Origin of the sequence: Stenotrophomonas indicatrix (assembly GCA_041545745.1) — a bacterium.
GTDB classification, from domain to species: Bacteria; Pseudomonadota; Gammaproteobacteria; order Xanthomonadales; family Xanthomonadaceae; genus Stenotrophomonas; species Stenotrophomonas indicatrix_A.
Map to the genome: position 1 here is coordinate 2,990,445 of CP168152.1, position 17,658 is coordinate 3,008,102.

Sequence of the window (17,658 nt, forward strand, 5' to 3'; positions counted from 1 at the left end):
CCCGCAGCTGATGGCAGGTGTCGACCTTGGTCGACACATTAGATCCACGCCACGCGTGGATGTGGGCCGATGGGGTCGGAGCCCTTTGCCGCCGCAAAGGGATCCGACCCCGGCGGCCACACGGCTGCCCTGACCCCACCTGCACGTATCAGGCGCGCACAATGGCGGCATGCCTGCTTCCCCCATTGCCGGCGCTGCCGGCGCCAAGAAACCCAGCCTGCGTCAACGCTTCAAGGCGATGCGCAACCTGCCGCCCTTCCTGCGCCAGGTGTGGCAGACCAGCCGCGCCCTGACCCTGGCCAGTCTTGGCCTGCGCCTGATCCGTGCGCTGCTGCCGGTGGCGATGCTGTACGTCGGCAAGCTGATCATCGATACCGCGCTGCACCTCAGCCAGCACGATGCCGGCTTCCCGCCGCTGGGTGAGGCGCTGTCCAGTGGGCTGCTCAATCCGCTGCTCGGCCTGTTGGCGATGGAACTGGGCCTGGCCATCGCCTCGGACCTGCTCGGCCGCCTGGTCAGCTACGCCGATGCCCTGCTGTCGGAACTGTTCGCCAACGTCACCAGCGTGCGCCTGATGGAACACGCAGCCACCCTGGACCTGGAGGACTTCGAGGACCCGGACCTGCAGGACAAACTGGACCGTGCGCGGCGCCAGACCATGGGCCGGATGAACCTGATGAGCCAGCTGTTCGGCCAGGTGCAGGATGCGATCACCGTCGCCAGCCTGGCCGTCGGTCTGCTGGTCTATGCGCCGTGGCTGATCCTGCTGTTGGCGCTGGCGCTGGTGCCGGCCTTCATCGGTGAATCGCACTTCAATGCGGCCGGTTACAGCCTCAACTTCCTGTGGACGCCGGAACGCCGCCAGCTGGACTACCTGCGCCAGCTCGGCGCCAGCGTGGAAACGGCCAAGGAAGTAAAGATCTTCAACCTGCACCGGTTCCTGGTCGACCGCTACCGCAGCTTGTCGGCGGCACTGTTCCTGGCCAACCGCGCGCTCGCCCGGCGGCGTGCGTTCTGGGGCACGCTGCTGGCCGCGCTGGGCACGCTGGGCTACTACACCGCGTATGCCTATATCGCCTGGCGTACGGTGCGCGGCGATTTTTCGATCGGTGACCTGACCTTCCTCGCCGGCAGCTTCCTGCGCCTGCGCCAGTTGCTGGAAGGCCTGCTGATCGGCTTCTCGCAGGTGGCCAGCCAGGCGTTGTATCTGGACGATCTGTATTCGTTCTTCCAGATCGAACCGGAAATCCACTCGCGCAAGGACGCGGTGCGCGTGCCGCAGCCGATCCGCGAAGGCTTCGTGTTCGAAGACGTGGGCTTCCGCTATCCCGATGCCGAGCAATGGGCCGTGCGTCACCTCGATTTCCAGCTGCACGCGGGCGAAGTGCTGGCACTGGTCGGTGAGAACGGTGCGGGCAAGACCACCCTGGTCAAGCTGCTGGCACGCCTGTACGAACCCGACGAAGGCCGCATCCTGCTTGATGGCCGCGACCTGCGCGACTACGACCTGGACGACCTGCGCGCCAACCTCGGCGTGATCTTCCAGGACTTCGTGCGCTACAACCTCAGTGCCGGCGAGAACATAGGTGTCGGCCAGGTTGAAGCGATGGACGACCGCGCACGGATCACCGATGCCGCCCGCCGCGGCATGGCCGAGGAAGTCATCGCTGCCCTGCCCGGCGGCTACGACCAGCAGATCGGCCGCCGCTTCAAGCAGGGCGTGGACCTGTCCGGCGGCCAGTGGCAGAAGATCGCCATCGCCCGCGCGTGGATGCGCGATGCACAGGTGATGATCCTGGATGAGCCCACCGCGGCGCTGGACGCCCGCGCCGAGTTCGAGGTGTTCCAGCGGTTCAGGGAGTTGGCGGATAATCGCACCGCAGTGCTGATTTCCCACCGTTTCTCCTCCGTGCGCATGGCCGACCGCATTCTGGTACTGGCCGATGGCCGGATCGAGGCCAGCGGCACCCACCAGGAGCTGATGGCACAGGGCGGCCGCTATGCCGAACTGTTCGAACTGCAGGCGGCAGGTTACCGCTGAGAACGCCTCTCGTTCCGCCTAATGAGAACCTGTCTCATTTGAGATAGAATTGTCCCGACGACTTCCGATAGATACGCCCATGTCCTCCGCTTTCGGCGCCGAAACGGTGCTTGAGGTCCGCCACTGGACCGACGCCTACTTCAGCTTCACCCTCACCCGTGACAGCGGTTTCCGCTTCGAGAACGGCCAGTTCGTGATGATCGGCCTGGAGACCGACGCGCGGCCGCTGCTGCGCGCGTACTCCATCGCCAGCGCGAACTGGGAAGAACAGCTGGAATTTTTCAGCATCAAGGTGCAGGACGGCCCGCTGACCTCGCGCCTGCAGCACATCAAGCCGGGCGACAAGGTACTGGTCGGCAAGAAGCCCACCGGCACCCTGCTGATCAGCGACCTGCACCCGGGCAAGCACCTGTACCTGCTGGGCACGGGCACCGGCCTGGCGCCGTGGCTGTCGGTGATCAAGGACCCGGAAACCTACGAGCGCTTCGACAAGGTGATCCTGTGCCACGGTGTGCGCTACGAAAAGGACCTGGCCTATCGCGATTATTTCGAGAAGGAACTGCGCGAGCATGAGTTCCTGGGCGAAATGGTCGGTGACAAGCTGCTGTACTACCCCGCAGTGACCCGCGAACCGTTCCCGAACCAGAGCCGCCTGACCTCGCTGATGGAAAGCGGCGAGATGCAGCGCACCCTCGGTCTGCCCGAGCTGAGCCCGGAAAACGACCGCGCCATGATCTGCGGCAGCCCGCAGATGCTGGCCGACCTGCGCACCGTGCTGGACAGTCGCGGCTTCCAGACCTCGCCGCGCATCGGTACGCCCGGCCACTACGTGTTCGAGCGCGCGTTCGTCGAGAAATAAGCAAAAAAGGGGACGGAGGGGATTAAGTCGTTTTTGCCACAAACGACTTAATCCCCTCCGTCCCCTTTTTTTCAGACGGTCAGAGCAGCGCTTCGATGCCGTCGCGCAGCTGCTCCGGCTTGGTGGTCGGCGCATAGCGATCCACCACCTGCCCCTTGCGATCAACCAGGAACTTGCTGAAGTTCCACTTGATGCGGGCGATGCCCAGCAGCCCACGCTTCTCGTGCGACAGCCACGCCCACAGCGAATCAGCCCCCTCGCCGTTGACCTCGATCTTCTGCGACAGCGGGAAGCTGACCGGGTAATCAATCGAACAGAACTGGCGGATCTGCGCAGCATCGCCCGGTTCCTGCGCGCCGAACTGGTTGCAGGGAAAGCCGATCACCACCAGACCGCGATCACGATAGTCCTGCCACAGCTGTTCCAGCCCGGTGTACTGCGGGGTGAAGCCACAGCGGCTGGCCACATTGACCAGCAGCAGCGGACGTCCCTGGTACTGCGCCAGCGCCTGCGGCTGGCCGTCGAGGTCGCGGAAGCTGAAATCGTAGGCGGTGGTCATGGCAACTGGCCTGGGGGGCGGTGTTCTCCATGGTACCCGGGCAGCCAGCCATGGGGTGGCGCTACTGTGCGGCGGCGTTGCCAACATGCCTTTTGACACAAGTGCGGGCGCGCCGGGCCGGGTTACCCTCGGGCCCTTGTTTGCCTTACCGGAGTATCGACCTTGACCACCCGCCTTGCCCTTGCCGTGGCCATGACCCTCGGCCTTGCCCTGCCCGCCTATTCGGCCAGCGCCGCCGCCCCGGCCACCGCTGCCAATGCCCAGCAGGCCAATCCGTTCTTCGCCGACAGCCCGCTGCCGCTGCATTTCCCGCAGTTCGACAAGATCAAGGACAGCGACTTCGCCCCGGCGTTCGATGCCGGCATGGCGCAGCAGCTGAAGGAAGTGGAGGCGATCGCCAACACCAAGGCCAAGCCGACCTTCGACAACACCATCATCGCCCTGGAAAAGAGCGGTGACACCCTGGATCGCGCGACCACCGTGTTCTTCAGCCTGGTCGGCGCCGATACCAACGACACCCGCAAGAAGCTGCAGGCCGACTACTCGGCGAAGTTCGCCGCGCACAGCGACGCAATCGCGCTGAACGGCAAGCTGTTTGCACGCATCCAGGCGCTGTATGACAGCCGCACCACCCTGGGCCTGGACGCTGAAGGCGTGCGCCTGGTCGAGAAGTACTACGACAACTACGTGCGCGCTGGCGCCAAGCTGTCCGAGGCCGACAAGACCAAGCTGAAGGAAATGAACGCCGAGCTGGCCAACCTGGGCACCAAGTTCAGCCAGAACGTGCAGTCGGAAGTGAACGCTTCGGCGATCACCGTCAACGACGTCAAGGAACTGGACGGCCTGTCCAAGGAGCAGATCGCCGCCGCCGCCGAAGCCGCCAAGGCCCGCGGCCTGGACGGCAAGTACGTGATCACCCTGCTCAACACCACCGGCCAGCCGCCGCTGACCAACCTGGCCAACCGCGCCCTGCGCCAGAAGATCTACGAAGCCTCCACCACCCGCGGCAGCCGCGGCGGTGAGTTCGACAACACCGCGCTGGTCGCGCGCATCATGCAGCTGCGCGCCGACAAGGCCAAGCTGATGGGCTTTGCCAACTTCGCCGCCTACAACCTGACCAACCAGACCGCCAAGACCCCCGAAGCGGTCAATGCGATGCTGGGCAAGCTGGCCCCGGCCGCGGTGGCCAACGCCAAGCGCGAAGCCGCCGACCTGCAGGCAATGATCGACCAGGAACAGAAGGCCGCCGGCAAGCCGACCTTCAAGCTGGAGCCGTGGGACTGGGCCTTCTACAGCGAGAAGGTGCGCCAGGCCAAGTACAACTTCGACGAGTCGCAGCTGAAGCCGTACTTCGAGATGAAGAACGTACTGGAAAACGGCGTGTTCTACGCCGCCAACCAGGAATTCGGGCTGAGCTTCAAGCAGCGCACCGACCTGCCGGTCTACCACGATGACGTCACCGTCTATGACGTGTTCGATGCCGACGGCAGCCAGCTGGCGATCTTCATCTTCGACCCGTACGCACGCGCCTCCAAGCGCGGCGGTGCATGGATGAACTCGTACGTCTCGCAGTCCAAGCTGACCGGCTTCAAGCCGGTGGTGGCCAATCACCTGAACATCCCCAAGCCGCCGGCCGGCCAGCCGACCCTGCTGACCTGGGATGAAGTGAGCACCACCTTCCACGAGTTCGGCCACGCCCTGCACGGCATGTTCTCGAACGTGAAGTATCCGTACTTCTCCGGCACCGCGGTGCCGCGCGACTTCGTCGAGTTCCCCTCGCAGGTCAACGAGATGTGGGCCGACAACCCGGCCATCCTGAAGAACTACGCCAAGCACTACCAGAACGGTTCGGCGATGCCGCAGGCGCTGCTGGACAAGGTGCTGGCCGCGGCCAAGTTCAACCAGGGCTTTGCCACCACCGAGTACCTCGGTGCCGCCATGCTCGACCAGCGCTGGCACCAGATCGGCCCGGACCAGGTGCCGGCCGCCAAGGACGTGATGGCCTTCGAGCGCGCCGCGCTGGAGAAAGACGGCATCTACTACGCGCCGGTTCCGCCGCGCTACAAGACCCCGTACTTCAGCCACATCATGGGCGGCTACTCGGCCGGCTATTACGCCTACATCTGGTCGGAAGTGCTGGACGCCAACACCCAGAAGTGGTTCCGCGACAACGGTGGCCTGAGCCGCAAGAACGGCGACCACTTCCGCGCGACCCTGCTGTCCAAGGGTGGCAGCGTGGACGCGATGCAGCTGTTCCGCGATTTCGCCGGCCACGAGCCGCAGATCGAACCGCTGCTTGAGAAGCGCGGCCTGACCGGCACCGGCAACTGATCGCCGGCACCGCATAGCGTGAAACGAAAACCGCCCGGGAGACCGGGCGGTTTTTTTATGGATGGGTCAGAGCCCATTTCTACGAAACGGGATCTGACCCCGGGGTCGGATCCCTTTCCATCGGAAAGGGCTCTGACCCCATCCACGCATGGCGTGGATCTACTGGAATGCGGCCTCACCGCGGCGCCACGTATCCCCCCGGCACGCCTTGCGGCGACAGCACCAGCTGCCACAGCTGCGCATGCCGGCTGCGGAACGTCGCCATCGAACCGGCCAGGTAGAACCGCCACAGGCGACGGAACCCCTCGTCATAGCGCTGCGCATCCAGTGTCGGCCACGCTGCTTCCACATTGCGTCGCCACGCCTGCAGCGTCAGATCGTAGTCGGTACCGAAGTTGTGCCAGTCCTCCAGCACGAAGCGCCCTTCAAATGCGCGACTGATCTGCGCCGCCGACGGCAGCATCGAGTTGGGGAAGATGTAGCGCGCGATCCACGGATCGGTGCGATGGCGCGAGACGTTGCTGCCAATGGTGTGCAACAGCAGCAGGCCACGCGGCGACAGGCAGCGCCGGGTCACGTCGAAAAAGCTGCGGTAGTTCTTGTCGCCCACGTGTTCGAACATGCCGATGGAGAACACCGCATCGAACGGCTCGTCCAGTTCGCGATAGTCCTGCAGCCGGATCTCGATCGGCAGGCCAGCGCACAACTCGCGGGCGAAGTCGGCCTGCTCCTGCGAGATGGTGATGCCCACGCCACTGACACCATAGCGCTCGGCAGCGAACTTCAGCGCTTCGCCCCAACCGCAGCCGATATCCAGCACGCGCTGCCCGGGGCGCAGCCCGAGCTTGCGGCACACCAGATCGAGCTTGGCTTGCTGCGCGCCATCCAGATCGGTGGCGTTGCGCCAATACCCACAGCTGTACACCAGGCGCTGTCCGAGCATCGCCTGGTACAGATCATTGCCGAGGTCGTAGTGGCGACGGCCGACTTCATAGCTGCGCTGCCCGGCCTGCAGGTTGAACAGGCGCGCCTTCAGGGCGTCGGTCACCTCGCGCCAGCCGTGCACCCGCTCGTCCAGGTGCGCCTGCATCAGCTGGAACAGGAATTCATCGAGGACGTTGGCATCCCACCAGCCGTCCATGTAGCTCTCGCCCAGGCCGAGCGAGCCGTGCGCCATCACCCGCGCGAAGAATCGCGGGTCATGCACCTGGATATCCTGCGGCCGGGATCCATCGATCTTGACCCCGGCTTCGTGGAGCAGGCCGGTGACCCGCTCCTGCAACCCTGTATCCACGACACCTCCTCGTCTGCGGTTAGCCGCGCACGAACAGCTCCACGTAGTCCTTGGCCACGTGCGGCAACAACACCGAGGCCGGTACATCGGCGGTCTGGGTGCCATCCGAGTATGGACCCACCTGGTAGGGCGGGAACACGAAGCGCAGCGCGGTGATCTGACCCTTGTCGTCGGTCAGCGGCTGGAACTGGCTGAAATTGTCGGCCTGCGGACCGGTGCCATCGGCGATCATCCGCGAGGCATTACGCAGCGATTCCTGCAGCTGCGACGGGTCCATGTCCTCGCCGCTGAGGCGGGTGGCCACGCGCTCACGCAGCTGGTCGGCGACGAAATCGCTGATCGCTTTCCAGCCCTTGGCATCGGTCACCAGCTTGTCGGCGCTCAGCATCTGCTGCTGCGCCGGCAGCCACACGAAACGTGCCACCAGCGGTTCGCCGTGGGCGCCACCGGTGTAGCGGCTGCCGTCGGCACTGACCACCACCAGCTGCGGCGTCTCCAGCAGCTTCTCGAAGCTCAGCGACAGCTCATAGGGCATGGTCGGCTTGTCGTTGCCCAGCCCGTCCAGCGCCTGCTGCAGATCGCCGCGGGCGGAGGTGGCATAGGCCTGCAGCGCGCGCGCCAGCCCCGGATAGCGATCGATGCCCGCCGGGTAGCTGATGCCGACCACTTCACGCTCGTTGTTCTCGATCACATCGCGCAGATCCAACGGCGCTTCCGCTGCGGGTGTCTCGGCGGTGCCAGTGGCTTCGGCCGCAGGTGCGGCGTCGGTGGCCGGTGCCGCCTCGTTCTCGCGCTGGCAACCGGCCAGCAACAGCACGCCCATGGCGCCGGCCAGCACGCTGGCGTGCAGTGGCCGGTTGTTTCCAATCTTCATCGGGACCCCCTGTTCATTTTCATACATCATCGCCTGCCCTGGCTGAAGCGTGGCCCGCTGGATTCAGCCCACAAGCAGATCGTGATACTCCTCGTGGCGCTGCAGGAAGGCCTCGGCGTAGGCACATGCCGGTACCACCTTGTACTTCTGCTCCCGGGCGAAACGCAGTGCGACCCGGGTCAGCTCACCAGCAATGCCACGGCCAGCGATCGGCTCGGGCACTTCGGTATGGGTGATGACCATCCGCCTGCGCTTGATCTGGTAGTCCAACAGTGCCACCTGCCCGCGCACGCGGGCGGTGAACCGGTGGTTGACCTGATCGTGTTCGACCTCGTAAGCCAGACCGGGGGGCGTGACCGAAGCCATGGGACTGTCTCCTGCGGCGACTGCGTGGATGGTGCGCAGGCGGGCGCCATGATCGCGTGAAGCCTGAACAGGGGCAAGTCTGTGCCTGCAACGTCAGTTGTTGCCCTCAAGCTGCAGCCCGGCCGGCCGCTAACCCCTCTGCAGAGGTGCGCCAAGCTGGCATGCCCCTTGCGACAGTCGACCAAGCGCTCTGCCGTGGAGGCCCGCGATGCACCCCAGCGATTCCCATTCCGATACCGATCACGCCCTGCTGGAGGGCCTGCTGCAACTGGCCGTGGAGGGACAGACCGAAGACCAGGCGTTCCAGAGCATCGGCGAGGAAGTGTTCTCCCGCCTGCTCCATACCTACGGTCAGGAAACCCGGGCCTGAGCCGGGACGGGGCCGCAGCCCCGGGGGTCGGATCCAGTGGATCCGACCCCGGCCCTCAGCCGCCGCCGAGGCGGAAGGTCGGGTTGGACAGCTCGCGCAGGAAGTGACTGAAGATGCTCGGCTGCATGGCCAGCATGAAGATCACGCCGAACGCCGCACCGGCCAGATGCGCGCTGTGGTTGATGCGATCGCCACCACGCCTGTCCATCCAGATGCTGTAGCCGACGTAGAACGCGGCATAGACGATCGCCGGCGCCGGGATGAAGAACACCAGGATGATCGACCACGGCTTGATCAGGATGAAGGCGAACAGCACCGCCGACACCGCCCCGGACGCACCGAGGCTGAGGTAGTTCGGGTTCTTCTGGTTCTTCAGGTAGCTGGGCAGGATCGAGACCAGCAGCGCACCGACGTAGAACGCCGGATAGACCAGGTAGCTGCCGGTCAGCTGCACCATCACGCTCTCGATGAACCCCCCGAAGAAGAACAGGGTGATCATGTTGAAGATCAGGTGCGACCAGTCGGCGTGGATGAAGCCGTAGGTGATCAGGCGGTCGTACTGGCGGTGGCGATCCACTGCCGGCGGCCACAGGATCAGGCGGTCGGCCAGCTTGCGGTTGTTGAACGCCATCCACGACAGGATGGCGGTGATGGCGATCAACAGCAGATTGACGGGGGTCATGTCAGGCTCAGGCGGTGCGGTAGTTGTCGACCATACGATAGCGTTTCGCATACCAACCGAAGGCCAACGCCGCGATGAAGGCGAAGCCGGCGAAGAAGAACATCAGGAATGCCGCCTCGCTCAACCCGGTCCCCGCGATCTGGTGGGTCACCGTCTCGTTGCGTACGGCCGCATTGGACAGCAGCACCCACAGGTTGCCGATGGTGGTGGTCAGGTTCCAGAAGCTCATCACCACGCCCTTCATGGCCTGCGGTGCCTGGCTGTAGGCGAACTCCAGGCCGGTGGCCGAAACCAGCACTTCACCGAAGGTCAGCAGCGCGTACGGCAGCATCTGCCAGAAGATCGACATCGCGTTGCCACCGTCCATCACCACCTGGATGCCACCGACCACGATCCAGGCCAGGCCGCTGAAGGCGATGCCGACGGTCATCCGGCGCAGCGCGGTCGGCTCGAAGCCGAAACGGCGCAGGGCCGGGTACAGCACCAGGTTGTTGAACGGAATCAGGATCATCACCAGCAGCGGGTTCAGCGCCTGCATCTGCGAGGCGGTGAACCAGCTCGGCATCTGCATCTGCTGGCCCTGCAGCACCCAGGTCGAGGCCTTCTGGTCGAACAGCGAGAAGAACGGGGTGGTCAGGGCGAAGATCACCAGCACGCGCAGCACCGAGCGCACGCCTTCCACGGCTTCGGCCGGATGCTGGCCGCGCGCGCGGTCCAGTTGCAGCCAGGTGCCACCACCGATGCCCGCCAGGATCGAGACCAGCGCCAGGCACAGGCAGATCACGATGCCGAGCGAGCCGATCAGGCCGAACGAGGCCACCGCCAGCACCAGGCCGAGCACGGCGATCACCAGGCCCGGACGGCCCTGGCCGGCCACCCGCGTGGTCAGCGCGGTACGCACCACATTGGCGAACGAATGCGGGTCCTTCGGCGGCAGCGGCACCAGCACGTAGCGCTTGCGGCCCAGCCAGAACACGAAGGTGGCGATGAACATCAGGATGCCCGGAATACCGAACGCCCACTGCGGGCCCCAGTTCTTCAGCACCAGCGGGATCAGCAGCGAGGCGAACAACGAGCCGAAGTTGATGATCCAGTAGAAGGCATCGAAGACGATCTTGGCCAGGTGCTTGTTGCTCTGGTCGAACTGGTCGCCCATGAACGAGGCCACCAGCGGCTTGATGCCACCGGCACCCAGCGCGATCAGGCCCAGGCCGAGGAAGAAGCCCTCACGGCTGCCCTCGAACAACGCAAGGCACAGGTGGCCCATGCAGTAGACCAGGCTGAACCACAGGATGGTGTGGTACTTGCCGAAGAACTTGTCGGCCAGCCAGCCACCGAGCAGCGGGAAGAAATACACGCCGATCATGAAGCTGTGCATGATGTCCTTGGCTTCACCGGCACGGCCTTCGGCCGTGATTTCCTGCAGCAGCAGCGAGGTGATCAGGAACTGCACCAGGATGTTGCGCATCCCGTAGAAACTGAACCGCTCGCAGGCCTCGTTGCCGATGATGTACGGGATCTGGCGCGGCATCTTTCCCTGGCCGGCGATGGGGGCGACTGCGTCGTGGCTCATCCTGTAAGGCATTCCTGCAAAACGAAAGGCGCAAGAGTACCGGAACCTGTGCGTGCGAAGCACGCTGCAGGGCTGCATGACAGCCGTGCCAAAGCATGGCAGGCATATGCAGCCCTGCCGGAAGTCACGGAACCTGCACGGCAAAAGCGTAAACTTATCGTTATGCGCCCCCTGCCCTTTGCCCGCATCCTGCCCAGCTGCCTTGCCCTCATGCTGGCCATGCCTGCGCTGGCACGGCCGCAGGCGCCACCCGCCGCAGGCCTTGCCACCGAGGTGCGGCAATTGACCGTTGCCGCGCTGGAACTGCCCAGCCGTGACGAAGGCCAATGGAAGCAGCGCCGCGAACAGGTACTGCAACTGCTGACTGATCTGCAGCCGGATGTGATCTCGGTGCAGCAGGTCTTGCAGCAGCAAGGGCGCAACCCGGCCTGCTGGTTGGCCAGCCGGCTGCGCTACAGCTGCGACTTTGTCACGGCCGACCCACCGAGCCAGTCGGTCCGGCACGGCAACGCGATGCTCAGCCGGCTGCCGGTCAGCGAGGACGGGGTCACCCTGCTGCATCCGCCGGGCACCTTCAGTGCCGCCGGCATGATGCGCCTGCGCCTGGGCGAAAACGACGTCAACGTCTACATCGCGCGCCTGCGCCCGGAACCCGACGAGGCCAATGCCCGGCAACATCAGACCAGCGACCTGATGACCTGGATCGGCGCCACGGCCGAGGGTATGCCGAGCCTGATCGCCGGAGATTTCTCCGCCAGCACCGTCGAGCTGGTGCGCAGCACGCCCGGCTTCCAGCCGGCCCGGCGCAATCCCGGTGCACCGGCGGCCAGCGGCGGGGGGGCCAGTGGCCATGGGCTGGATGTCCTGTTCCAGGTCAAGCACTTCGGCGGCATCCGTCAACAGGCGATCCTGCTGCCCGCCGATGGCGACCTGCCTGGCCTGCGCCTGGGCGTGATGGCGACGCTGCGGCTGCAGGACGTCCCCGCCACCACCGAATGACTCCGTCTGCGGGGTAGTGCCGGCCGCTGGCCGGCAACTGCAATATCCCGCAAGGACCATGAGGTTGCCGGCCAGCGGCCGGCACTACCAGATGCACAAATGACCCGTCCTGCCATAGGTTGACACCTATGGGGTGGATGATCCGGCCGCCGTCAGGCGGCCAAGGACGCCCGGTGCATCGCATCGGGCGTCTGCATTTTAAGGGACAGGTGGGGGCGCTCGGCGTTGTAGATCTCCACTGCCTCAGCCACCATCTGCCGAGCCTGTCCCAGGTCCCGTGGGCGACGGAGCAGAAACTCGCATTTGAGGATCCCGTTGATCCGCTCTGCCAGAGCGTTCTGATAGCAATCGTAGCCGTCGGTCATGGAGCAGGTCAGGCCGTGCTTGGCATGGATCTTCTGATAGTTGTCCGAGCAGTACTGGATGCCCCGATCCGAATGGTGGATCAGCCGTTGCCTCGTTTTCCGGGTTTTCAGGGCCATCTCCAATGCCTGCGCGGTATGTTCGGTCTGCAGCGTCTCATTCACGCTCCAGCCTACGATCTTGCGTGACCACGCATCGGTAACAAGGCTCAGGTAAACGAACTTCCCATCTGTTGGTAGATAGGTGATGTCAGCCACCCACACCTGTTCGCAGCCACTGGGAACGATGCATCCTTCACCGGATTTGAGCAGATTGGGATGCTTGCGGAAGCGATGATGGCTATCGGTCGTCTTGTGATACGCGCGGCGCTGCGGCACCAGCAAGCGCGCTTCTCGGAGCACGTCAAATAAACGATCGCGCCCCAGAGCGATCCCCGCCGCCTGCAGCTTCGGCTCAATCAGATGGTGCAGCTTGCGCGTACCCACCCGAGGCTGGCGCGCGCGGCAGTCGCTCACCAGCGACAGTGCCGTAGCATCAGCAGCGTCTCGCCGCTGATGGCGGTGACCGGCCTGATAGAACGCCTGCCGACTGATGCCGAAATGGCGGCAAGCCCTTGCCACGCTTACGCCTTTGAGGCGCCCTTGCGTGAGGACTTGCCGGAAGGCTTTTTTACGATTTTTACCCCGTAATCCTCTTTGAGGACATCCACGATGGCCTCGAACAACTGCGCCTTCTCGTTTGCCTCCCGCAACTGGACCTGCAGGGCCTTGATCTGTTGTTCCGGCGTCAGCGGCTTGGCCGCCCCGGCTTTGGGGACAGTGCTCATGGGAGGCAATGATGCCCCAGCTGACCAATCCTGCCGACCATGCCGACGAAGCCAGGAAAGCACCGTGCTGCGCCCTTGGATCCCATAACGCTCCTGGGCCTTTTTGTAGGTCAGCTCCCCGCGCTCGACCTGGTCTACCACCGACAACTTGAAGGCCAGCGAGTAATCCCGTTGGCTGCGCCTGATTGTTGATTTCATTGAACATTCCTTTTCCAGAGGGAAAAGGTGTCAACCCAATTCAGGACGGGTCAAAACAAACAAAAAGGCCGGGGTCTCCCCCGGCCTTTCTGCGTTCACACAGGCACTGCGATCAGGCGATCGCTTCCTGGTAACGACGCTCGACTTCGTTCCAGTCGATGACGTTGAAGAACGCGCCGATGTACTCCGGACGGCGGTTCTGATACTTCAGGTAGTACGCGTGTTCCCACACGTCCAGGCCGAGGATCGGCGTGTTGCCTTCCATCAACGGGCTGTCCTGGTTGCCGCTGCTTTCGACCACGACCTTCTTGTCCGGGGTCACGCTCAGCCACGCCCAGCCACTGCCGAAACGGGTCAGCGCGGCCTTGGTGAACGCATCCTTGAACTTGTCGAAACCGCCCAGGTCCTTGTCGATCGCCTTGGCCACATCACCGACCGGGTTGCCGCCAGCGTTCGGGGCCATCACGGTCCAGAACAGTGAGTGGTTGGCGTGACCGCCACCGTTGTTGCGCACCGGGCCCTGCAGGTTCTCCGGCAGCGACTTCAGCTTCTTCACCAGCTCTTCGACCGGCAGGTCGGCGTACTCGGTGCCTTCCAGCGCAGCGTTGACGTTGTTGATGTAGGTCTGGTGATGCTTGGTGTGATGGATTTCCATCGTCGCCGCATCGATATGCGGTTCCAGCGCGTCGTAGGCGTAGGGCAGCTTGGGCAGGGTGTAGGCCATGATGCATCTCCTGATAGCGAGGGCACCCGACGGCATCGTCGGGCGGTGCGCGGTGAATGATGGGGACAGACCGCCAGATTACCAAGGGGGATGTAAAGGAAATTGCGTCCTGCCGGTGAGCACGACGACAATTGTTACGCAGCGGTGACGCGGCGCACGCCCTCATGCAGGGTGCAGCGCGCAAGCGCTACAGTGGGCGCACCACCCTCGCCCGCTCCTGCCCATGCGCAACCCCCGGCTGTTGATCACCGCCATCGCCCTGCTGCTGCTCGGTCTGGTCGTCAATCATTTCCTGCAGCGGCCGCCGCCGCCGCAGTTCGCGCCTGACCTGCAGAGCACGCCGGTCGCCAGTGCACCGACCGTACGCAACAGCGGCAGTGACAGTGGCCTGCCCGCCTTCCTGCCGGCCGAAGCCCGCCAGACGATCGCGCTGATCCAGCGCGGCGGCCCGTTCCCGCATCGCCAGGACGGCAGCACCTTCGGCAACCGCGAACAGCGACTGCCACAGCGTCCCCGCGGCTACTACCGCGAGTACACCGTCGACACGCCCGGCGCAGGAAACCGCGGTGCGCGGCGCATCGTTACTGGCGGCAACCCGCCTGATGCCTGGTACTACACCGATGATCACTACGAATCGTTCCGCAGCTTCACTGTCCCGGCCTCTGGAGAACGTCCATGAGCCACGATGATTTCGGCCTCGGCCTGCATGACATCAACAATGCCGGCGTCTACGCGATCGACACCTCGGATATCAGCGCACTGTCGGCAGCGATGCGCGATGCCGACCTGAAGGTGATCCGGATCGACCTGGATGGCGTGAGCGACAAGCGCACCCTGCTGGCGCGGCTGGCCGCCCAGCTTGATTTTCCTGCCGGCTTCGGCGGCAACTGGGATGCACTGGCCGACAACCTGCGCGACCTGCAATGGTTGCCAGCCAATGGCTATGCGCTGTTCCTGGCCGATGTCGATGCCCTGCGCGCAGCGGCGGGCAAGGAGTTCGACACGCTGCTGGACATTCTTGATGAAGCCAGCCGTGACTGGGTGGGCCGCGACGTCCCGTTCTGGGTATTCCTGTCGCAGAGCGCGTGACCCGGTAGAGGCCGACCTTGGTCGGCATGCACGTGTAAGCGCGTGGATCATCCACGCATGGCGTGGATCTACCCGGCACAGCTGGATGCACAGTAGATCCACGCCATGCGTGGATGCGGCACCCTACCGGCTGCCGTTATCTTCCTGCAGCTCTTTCTTGAACGGGATATCCGGCGGCGGACGCGCCACGGCGGGCTGGTCCTGCATGTTCGGATCGGTGAGGCCACAGCCGCCACCGGCCTGCAGGATCGAGATCACGCATGAAATCTTCGTGCTGGTGCCCGGCAACGGAATCTCCATCGCCTTGACGCCTTTACGCACCCATTCGGCAAGCAGCGATTCCTGCGGCACCCAGTATTTATCGAACGAGGTGGGCGTGTAGTCGTACGGCGGCCGCTTCAGCCATTTGCCGGACTCGGCGATGCGTTCTTTGCTCCAGCCGTCGTTGGCTCCACCAGGTGCGCCACGCTCGGCCTTGCCGGCACCGTCCTGGCCCGTCACGCGCACGCTGCCGTCAGCATTGAACAGACCATCGCCCTTGCCGGCGCTGGCCTGCGCGGCGCCCTGATTGGTGCCATCGCGATTGCGGCTGGAGGCGCCCCAGTCGTCACCGCGCGCAGGTGTCGCCCAGTTGCCCGGGGTCGGCGCCGGGCGTGCACCCGCCTGTGCGGCGGTGGTGGTGCTGGTCGCCGTAGGACGCGCCTCGCTGGCGCTGTTCTGGACCGCGCTGCCTGCGGGCGCTGGCGTAGACGTCGGCGCACTGCCGGCTGAGGTCGACGCTGCCGGTAGCGGAGCGGCTGCAACCTCCCGTTCGCGCACCTGCAGCTCGCGCCCGGCAGGCGCACGCACTGTGGGCTCGTGCCCTGCCACGGCGGCCATGCGCACCTGAGGATCGGTCATGGCCTGCACTTCGCGTTCGCGCACCTGCACCTCACGCTGCGGCACGCGCACCTGGACGTCGGTGGTGCGCATCGGCTGCGGCGCCACAGGCGCTTCAACCGTGCTGATTTCGCGCTCCTGCACCTGTACGTCGCGCACGCGCGGCGCCTGCACGGCGACGTCGGGCGTGCGCACCGGCATTGGTGTCGGCGCAGCCTGCACCGGCTGCACGCTGCGCTCACGCACGGTCGGGACGGTGTCTCGCGGAACGATGCTGACCTCGGTTCGCGGCGGTGCCATCGGCGGTACCACGAAATCGGTGGTGGCCTGCGCCACTTCGGTGGCCTGCACCGGTGAGGGCGGTGGCGCGGCCACCGGCGCCGGCTCGACCTCGGGCGGCGGCGGCACGCTGGCCGTCGGTGCCGTGGCAGCGGCAGCGGAAGACGGCGCAGGCGACGCCTGTTGCGGGCGCGGTGCAGTTGCGCCCCCCGCGTCCTGGCCTGCGGCTACGGCACCGGCCGCTGCAGCGGCAGCCGCCTCGGCTCCGGCCTGGTCGCCGCCGCCTTCCTGTGCAGCACGGCCGACAAATTCAATCTGCACGCGCTCACCCTCGCTGCCCTGCTCGTCCGGCGAAGACGTGCGGATCACCGCTACCCACAGCAGCAACAGGAAGAACAACAGATGCAGCAGCGCGCTGAGCAGCGCCGAGGTCCAGCGCATCCAGCGCTGGTCGCGAGGCGCCGGATCCCAGTCCTGCCAGAACAGGCGGCGCAGGGACGCCCATGGTCCCAGCGCCGGCAATTGCCCCGGGGGGCCTGGCAGCGGTCGCGGCAGCAGCACCGCGATCACTTCGCGCGCGCGCAACGGACGTGGCAGCGGCGTCAGCGTCCGCAGCCAGATCGCCCAGCCGTACGGCAGGCCGGTGTTCTTCTCGAGGATGGGCGGTCGCTGCTGGCGCGCCAGCAGCAGGTCGATGAGTTGCTCGGCTCTGGGCAGAGGCACGCGTTGGCGATCAGGCGGCGTTGCCGCGCGGAATATACGGAGCGTGGCCGCTGTCGTGATCGGTGGCGTCACGCACGGCGGTCACTCCGGGCACACGGCCCATCAAGGTCTTCTCGATGCCCTGCTTGAGGGTGACGTCGGCCATGCCGCAGCCCTGGCAGCCACCACCGAAGCGCAGCAGCACTACGCCGTCGGCCGAGACTTCCTGCACGGCCACCTTGCCGCCATGCGAAGCGAGCTGCGGATTGACTTCGTTTTCCACCACCCAATGCACACGTTCGACCAGCGAGGCGGCATCGCCGGGCGCTTCGCCCTTGATCCGCGGCGCCTTGATCGTCAGCTGCTGGGTACCGGCCGTGCCGGGCACGATGTCGATCTCCGCACCATCGAGCCAGCCAACGCTGGTGGCGTCGACATAGAGCGTGAAACCATCGCAGTCCACCGCCCACTCGTCGCCGAGCAGGTCGGTCGGCTCGGCGAACTCCAGCCGGGCATCGGCACGCGGGGTTCCGGGTTCGACCGCACTCAAGCGCACGCCCATGCCGGGCACGCCCTCGCGTTCGATCAGCTTGCGGAAATGGGTCTGGGCAGTGTCGGAGATCTGGATCATCAGGCTATTCTAGCCAAGT

The 17,658-nt window shown here is 65.2% G+C and carries 17 protein-coding genes; 7 read left to right on the forward strand and 10 right to left on the reverse strand.

Annotation, left to right across the window (positions count from 1 at the left end; genetic code table 11):
• Nucleotides 1-169: 169 nt before the first annotated feature.
• Together ACEF39_RS13770 and ACEF39_RS13775 are read left to right on the forward strand one after the other, a co-directional pair.
• Nucleotides 170-2,041: an ABC transporter ATP-binding protein gene (locus tag ACEF39_RS13770; RefSeq protein ID WP_500285455.1), complete on the forward strand. Its 1,872-nt coding sequence runs from the start codon at nucleotides 170-172 to the stop codon at nucleotides 2,039-2,041.
• A 79-nt stretch (nucleotides 2,042-2,120) separates the two neighbouring features.
• Complete coding sequence (locus ACEF39_RS13775) at nucleotides 2,121-2,900, forward strand: ferredoxin--NADP reductase (RefSeq protein ID WP_500285456.1); 780 nt, start codon at nucleotides 2,121-2,123, stop codon at nucleotides 2,898-2,900.
• A 79-nt stretch (nucleotides 2,901-2,979) separates the two neighbouring features.
• Here ACEF39_RS13775 and ACEF39_RS13780 read toward each other — a convergent pair whose 3' ends face one another.
• The gene (locus ACEF39_RS13780) at nucleotides 2,980-3,459 is read right to left on the reverse strand and encodes a glutathione peroxidase (RefSeq protein WP_500285457.1); all 480 of its coding nucleotides are present in this window, start codon (nucleotides 3,457-3,459) and stop codon (nucleotides 2,980-2,982) included.
• Between the two features lie 162 nt (nucleotides 3,460-3,621).
• On the opposite strand from ACEF39_RS13780, the gene ACEF39_RS13785 reads away from it, so the two are divergent.
• Entirely contained in the window at nucleotides 3,622-5,790 is a 2,169-nt protein-coding gene (locus ACEF39_RS13785) for a M3 family metallopeptidase (protein ID WP_500285458.1), read from the forward strand.
• 175 nt (nucleotides 5,791-5,965) lie between these two features.
• Here the strand turns inward: ACEF39_RS13785 and cfa are convergent, their stop codons facing one another.
• The 3 genes from cfa to ACEF39_RS13800 are packed head-to-tail and all read right to left on the reverse strand — an operon-like array spanning nucleotide 5,966 to nucleotide 8,324.
• A complete protein-coding gene (gene cfa / locus ACEF39_RS13790) occupies nucleotides 5,966-7,084 on the reverse strand; it encodes a cyclopropane fatty acyl phospholipid synthase (protein WP_500285459.1) in 1,119 nt (372 codons plus the stop codon).
• 19 nt (nucleotides 7,085-7,103) lie between these two features.
• Nucleotides 7,104-7,985 (reverse strand): DUF3298 and DUF4163 domain-containing protein, encoded by an 882-nt coding sequence (locus ACEF39_RS13795; protein WP_500285460.1) that lies wholly within the window; start codon nucleotides 7,983-7,985, stop codon nucleotides 7,104-7,106.
• 36 nt (nucleotides 7,986-8,021) lie between these two features.
• Nucleotides 8,022-8,324: a GNAT family N-acetyltransferase gene (locus ACEF39_RS13800; protein ID WP_089236171.1), complete on the reverse strand. Its 303-nt coding sequence runs from the start codon at nucleotides 8,322-8,324 to the stop codon at nucleotides 8,022-8,024.
• Nucleotides 8,325-8,532: 208 nt separating this feature from the next.
• On the opposite strand from ACEF39_RS13800, the gene ACEF39_RS13805 reads away from it, so the two are divergent.
• A complete protein-coding gene (locus ACEF39_RS13805) occupies nucleotides 8,533-8,694 on the forward strand; it encodes a hypothetical protein (protein WP_500285461.1) in 162 nt (53 codons plus the stop codon).
• Between the two features lie 55 nt (nucleotides 8,695-8,749).
• Here the strand turns inward: ACEF39_RS13805 and ACEF39_RS13810 are convergent, their stop codons facing one another.
• Both ACEF39_RS13810 and ACEF39_RS13815 read right to left on the reverse strand, forming a co-directional pair.
• The gene (locus ACEF39_RS13810) at nucleotides 8,750-9,376 is read right to left on the reverse strand and encodes a rhomboid family intramembrane serine protease (protein ID WP_500285462.1); all 627 of its coding nucleotides are present in this window, start codon (nucleotides 9,374-9,376) and stop codon (nucleotides 8,750-8,752) included.
• Between the two features lie 7 nt (nucleotides 9,377-9,383).
• Entirely contained in the window at nucleotides 9,384-10,949 is a 1,566-nt protein-coding gene (locus ACEF39_RS13815) for a POT-type proton-dependent oligopeptide transporter (RefSeq protein ID WP_500285463.1), read from the reverse strand.
• A gap of 162 nt (nucleotides 10,950-11,111) precedes the next feature.
• Here ACEF39_RS13815 and ACEF39_RS13820 point away from each other — a divergent pair, with 162 nt between their 5' ends.
• Nucleotides 11,112-11,948 (forward strand): endonuclease/exonuclease/phosphatase family protein, encoded by an 837-nt coding sequence (locus tag ACEF39_RS13820; RefSeq protein ID WP_500285464.1) that lies wholly within the window; start codon nucleotides 11,112-11,114, stop codon nucleotides 11,946-11,948.
• Nucleotides 11,949-12,100: 152 nt separating this feature from the next.
• Here the strand turns inward: ACEF39_RS13820 and ACEF39_RS13825 are convergent.
• Nucleotides 12,101-13,335, reverse strand: a protein-coding gene (locus tag ACEF39_RS13825; RefSeq protein ID WP_500285465.1) for an IS3 family transposase whose coding sequence is annotated in 2 segments (ribosomal slippage) — nucleotides 12,101-12,984 and nucleotides 12,984-13,335 — 1,236 coding nt in all. Because the reading frame shifts where the segments join, the coding sequence is not laid out codon by codon here.
• 112 nt (nucleotides 13,336-13,447) lie between these two features.
• Nucleotides 13,448-14,059, reverse strand: coding sequence for a superoxide dismutase (locus tag ACEF39_RS13830; RefSeq protein ID WP_089236174.1), 612 nt, complete (start codon nucleotides 14,057-14,059; stop codon nucleotides 13,448-13,450).
• A gap of 223 nt (nucleotides 14,060-14,282) precedes the next feature.
• On the opposite strand from ACEF39_RS13830, the gene ACEF39_RS13835 reads away from it, so the two are divergent.
• Both ACEF39_RS13835 and ACEF39_RS13840 read left to right on the forward strand, forming a co-directional pair.
• Entirely contained in the window at nucleotides 14,283-14,738 is a 456-nt protein-coding gene (locus ACEF39_RS13835; protein WP_500285466.1) for a guanyl-specific ribonuclease, read from the forward strand.
• The gene (locus ACEF39_RS13840; RefSeq protein WP_500285467.1) at nucleotides 14,735-15,148 is read left to right on the forward strand and encodes a barstar family protein; all 414 of its coding nucleotides are present in this window, start codon (nucleotides 14,735-14,737) and stop codon (nucleotides 15,146-15,148) included. The genes ACEF39_RS13835 and ACEF39_RS13840 overlap by 4 nt, the downstream gene beginning before the upstream one ends.
• A 123-nt stretch (nucleotides 15,149-15,271) precedes the next feature.
• Here the strand turns inward: ACEF39_RS13840 and ACEF39_RS13845 are convergent, their stop codons facing one another.
• Together ACEF39_RS13845 and ACEF39_RS13850 are read right to left on the reverse strand one after the other, a co-directional pair.
• Complete coding sequence (locus ACEF39_RS13845; protein ID WP_500285468.1) at nucleotides 15,272-17,029, reverse strand: hypothetical protein; 1,758 nt, start codon at nucleotides 17,027-17,029, stop codon at nucleotides 15,272-15,274.
• A gap of 10 nt (nucleotides 17,030-17,039) precedes the next feature.
• Nucleotides 17,040-17,639: an NfuA family Fe-S biogenesis protein gene (locus ACEF39_RS13850; protein ID WP_165377620.1), complete on the reverse strand. Its 600-nt coding sequence runs from the start codon at nucleotides 17,637-17,639 to the stop codon at nucleotides 17,040-17,042.
• Nucleotides 17,640-17,658: the final 19 nt, after the last annotated feature.

Excerpts from the sequence above, each read along its gene's own strand:
- ACEF39_RS13770 (WP_500285455.1), top strand. The coding sequence starts at position 170 with ATGCCTGCTTCCCCCATTGCCGGCGCTGCCGGCGCCAAGAAACCCAGC.
- ACEF39_RS13775 (WP_500285456.1), top strand. The coding sequence starts at position 2,121 with ATGTCCTCCGCTTTCGGCGCCGAAACGGTGCTTGAGGTCCGCCACTGG.
- ACEF39_RS13780 (WP_500285457.1), bottom strand. The coding sequence starts at position 3,459 with ATGACCACCGCCTACGATTTCAGCTTCCGCGACCTCGACGGCCAGCCG.
- ACEF39_RS13795 (WP_500285460.1), bottom strand. The coding sequence starts at position 7,985 with ATGTATGAAAATGAACAGGGGGTCCCGATGAAGATTGGAAACAACCGG.
- ACEF39_RS13800 (WP_089236171.1), bottom strand. The coding sequence starts at position 8,324 with ATGGCTTCGGTCACGCCCCCCGGTCTGGCTTACGAGGTCGAACACGAT.
- ACEF39_RS13805 (WP_500285461.1), top strand. The coding sequence starts at position 8,533 with ATGCACCCCAGCGATTCCCATTCCGATACCGATCACGCCCTGCTGGAG.
- ACEF39_RS13810 (WP_500285462.1), bottom strand. The coding sequence starts at position 9,376 with ATGACCCCCGTCAATCTGCTGTTGATCGCCATCACCGCCATCCTGTCG.
- ACEF39_RS13815 (WP_500285463.1), bottom strand. The coding sequence starts at position 10,949 with ATGAGCCACGACGCAGTCGCCCCCATCGCCGGCCAGGGAAAGATGCCG.
- ACEF39_RS13820 (WP_500285464.1), top strand. The coding sequence starts at position 11,112 with ATGCGCCCCCTGCCCTTTGCCCGCATCCTGCCCAGCTGCCTTGCCCTC.
- ACEF39_RS13830 (WP_089236174.1), bottom strand. The coding sequence starts at position 14,059 with ATGGCCTACACCCTGCCCAAGCTGCCCTACGCCTACGACGCGCTGGAA.
- ACEF39_RS13835 (WP_500285466.1), top strand. The coding sequence starts at position 14,283 with ATGCGCAACCCCCGGCTGTTGATCACCGCCATCGCCCTGCTGCTGCTC.
- ACEF39_RS13840 (WP_500285467.1), top strand. The coding sequence starts at position 14,735 with ATGAGCCACGATGATTTCGGCCTCGGCCTGCATGACATCAACAATGCC.
- ACEF39_RS13850 (WP_165377620.1), bottom strand. The coding sequence starts at position 17,639 with ATGATCCAGATCTCCGACACTGCCCAGACCCATTTCCGCAAGCTGATC.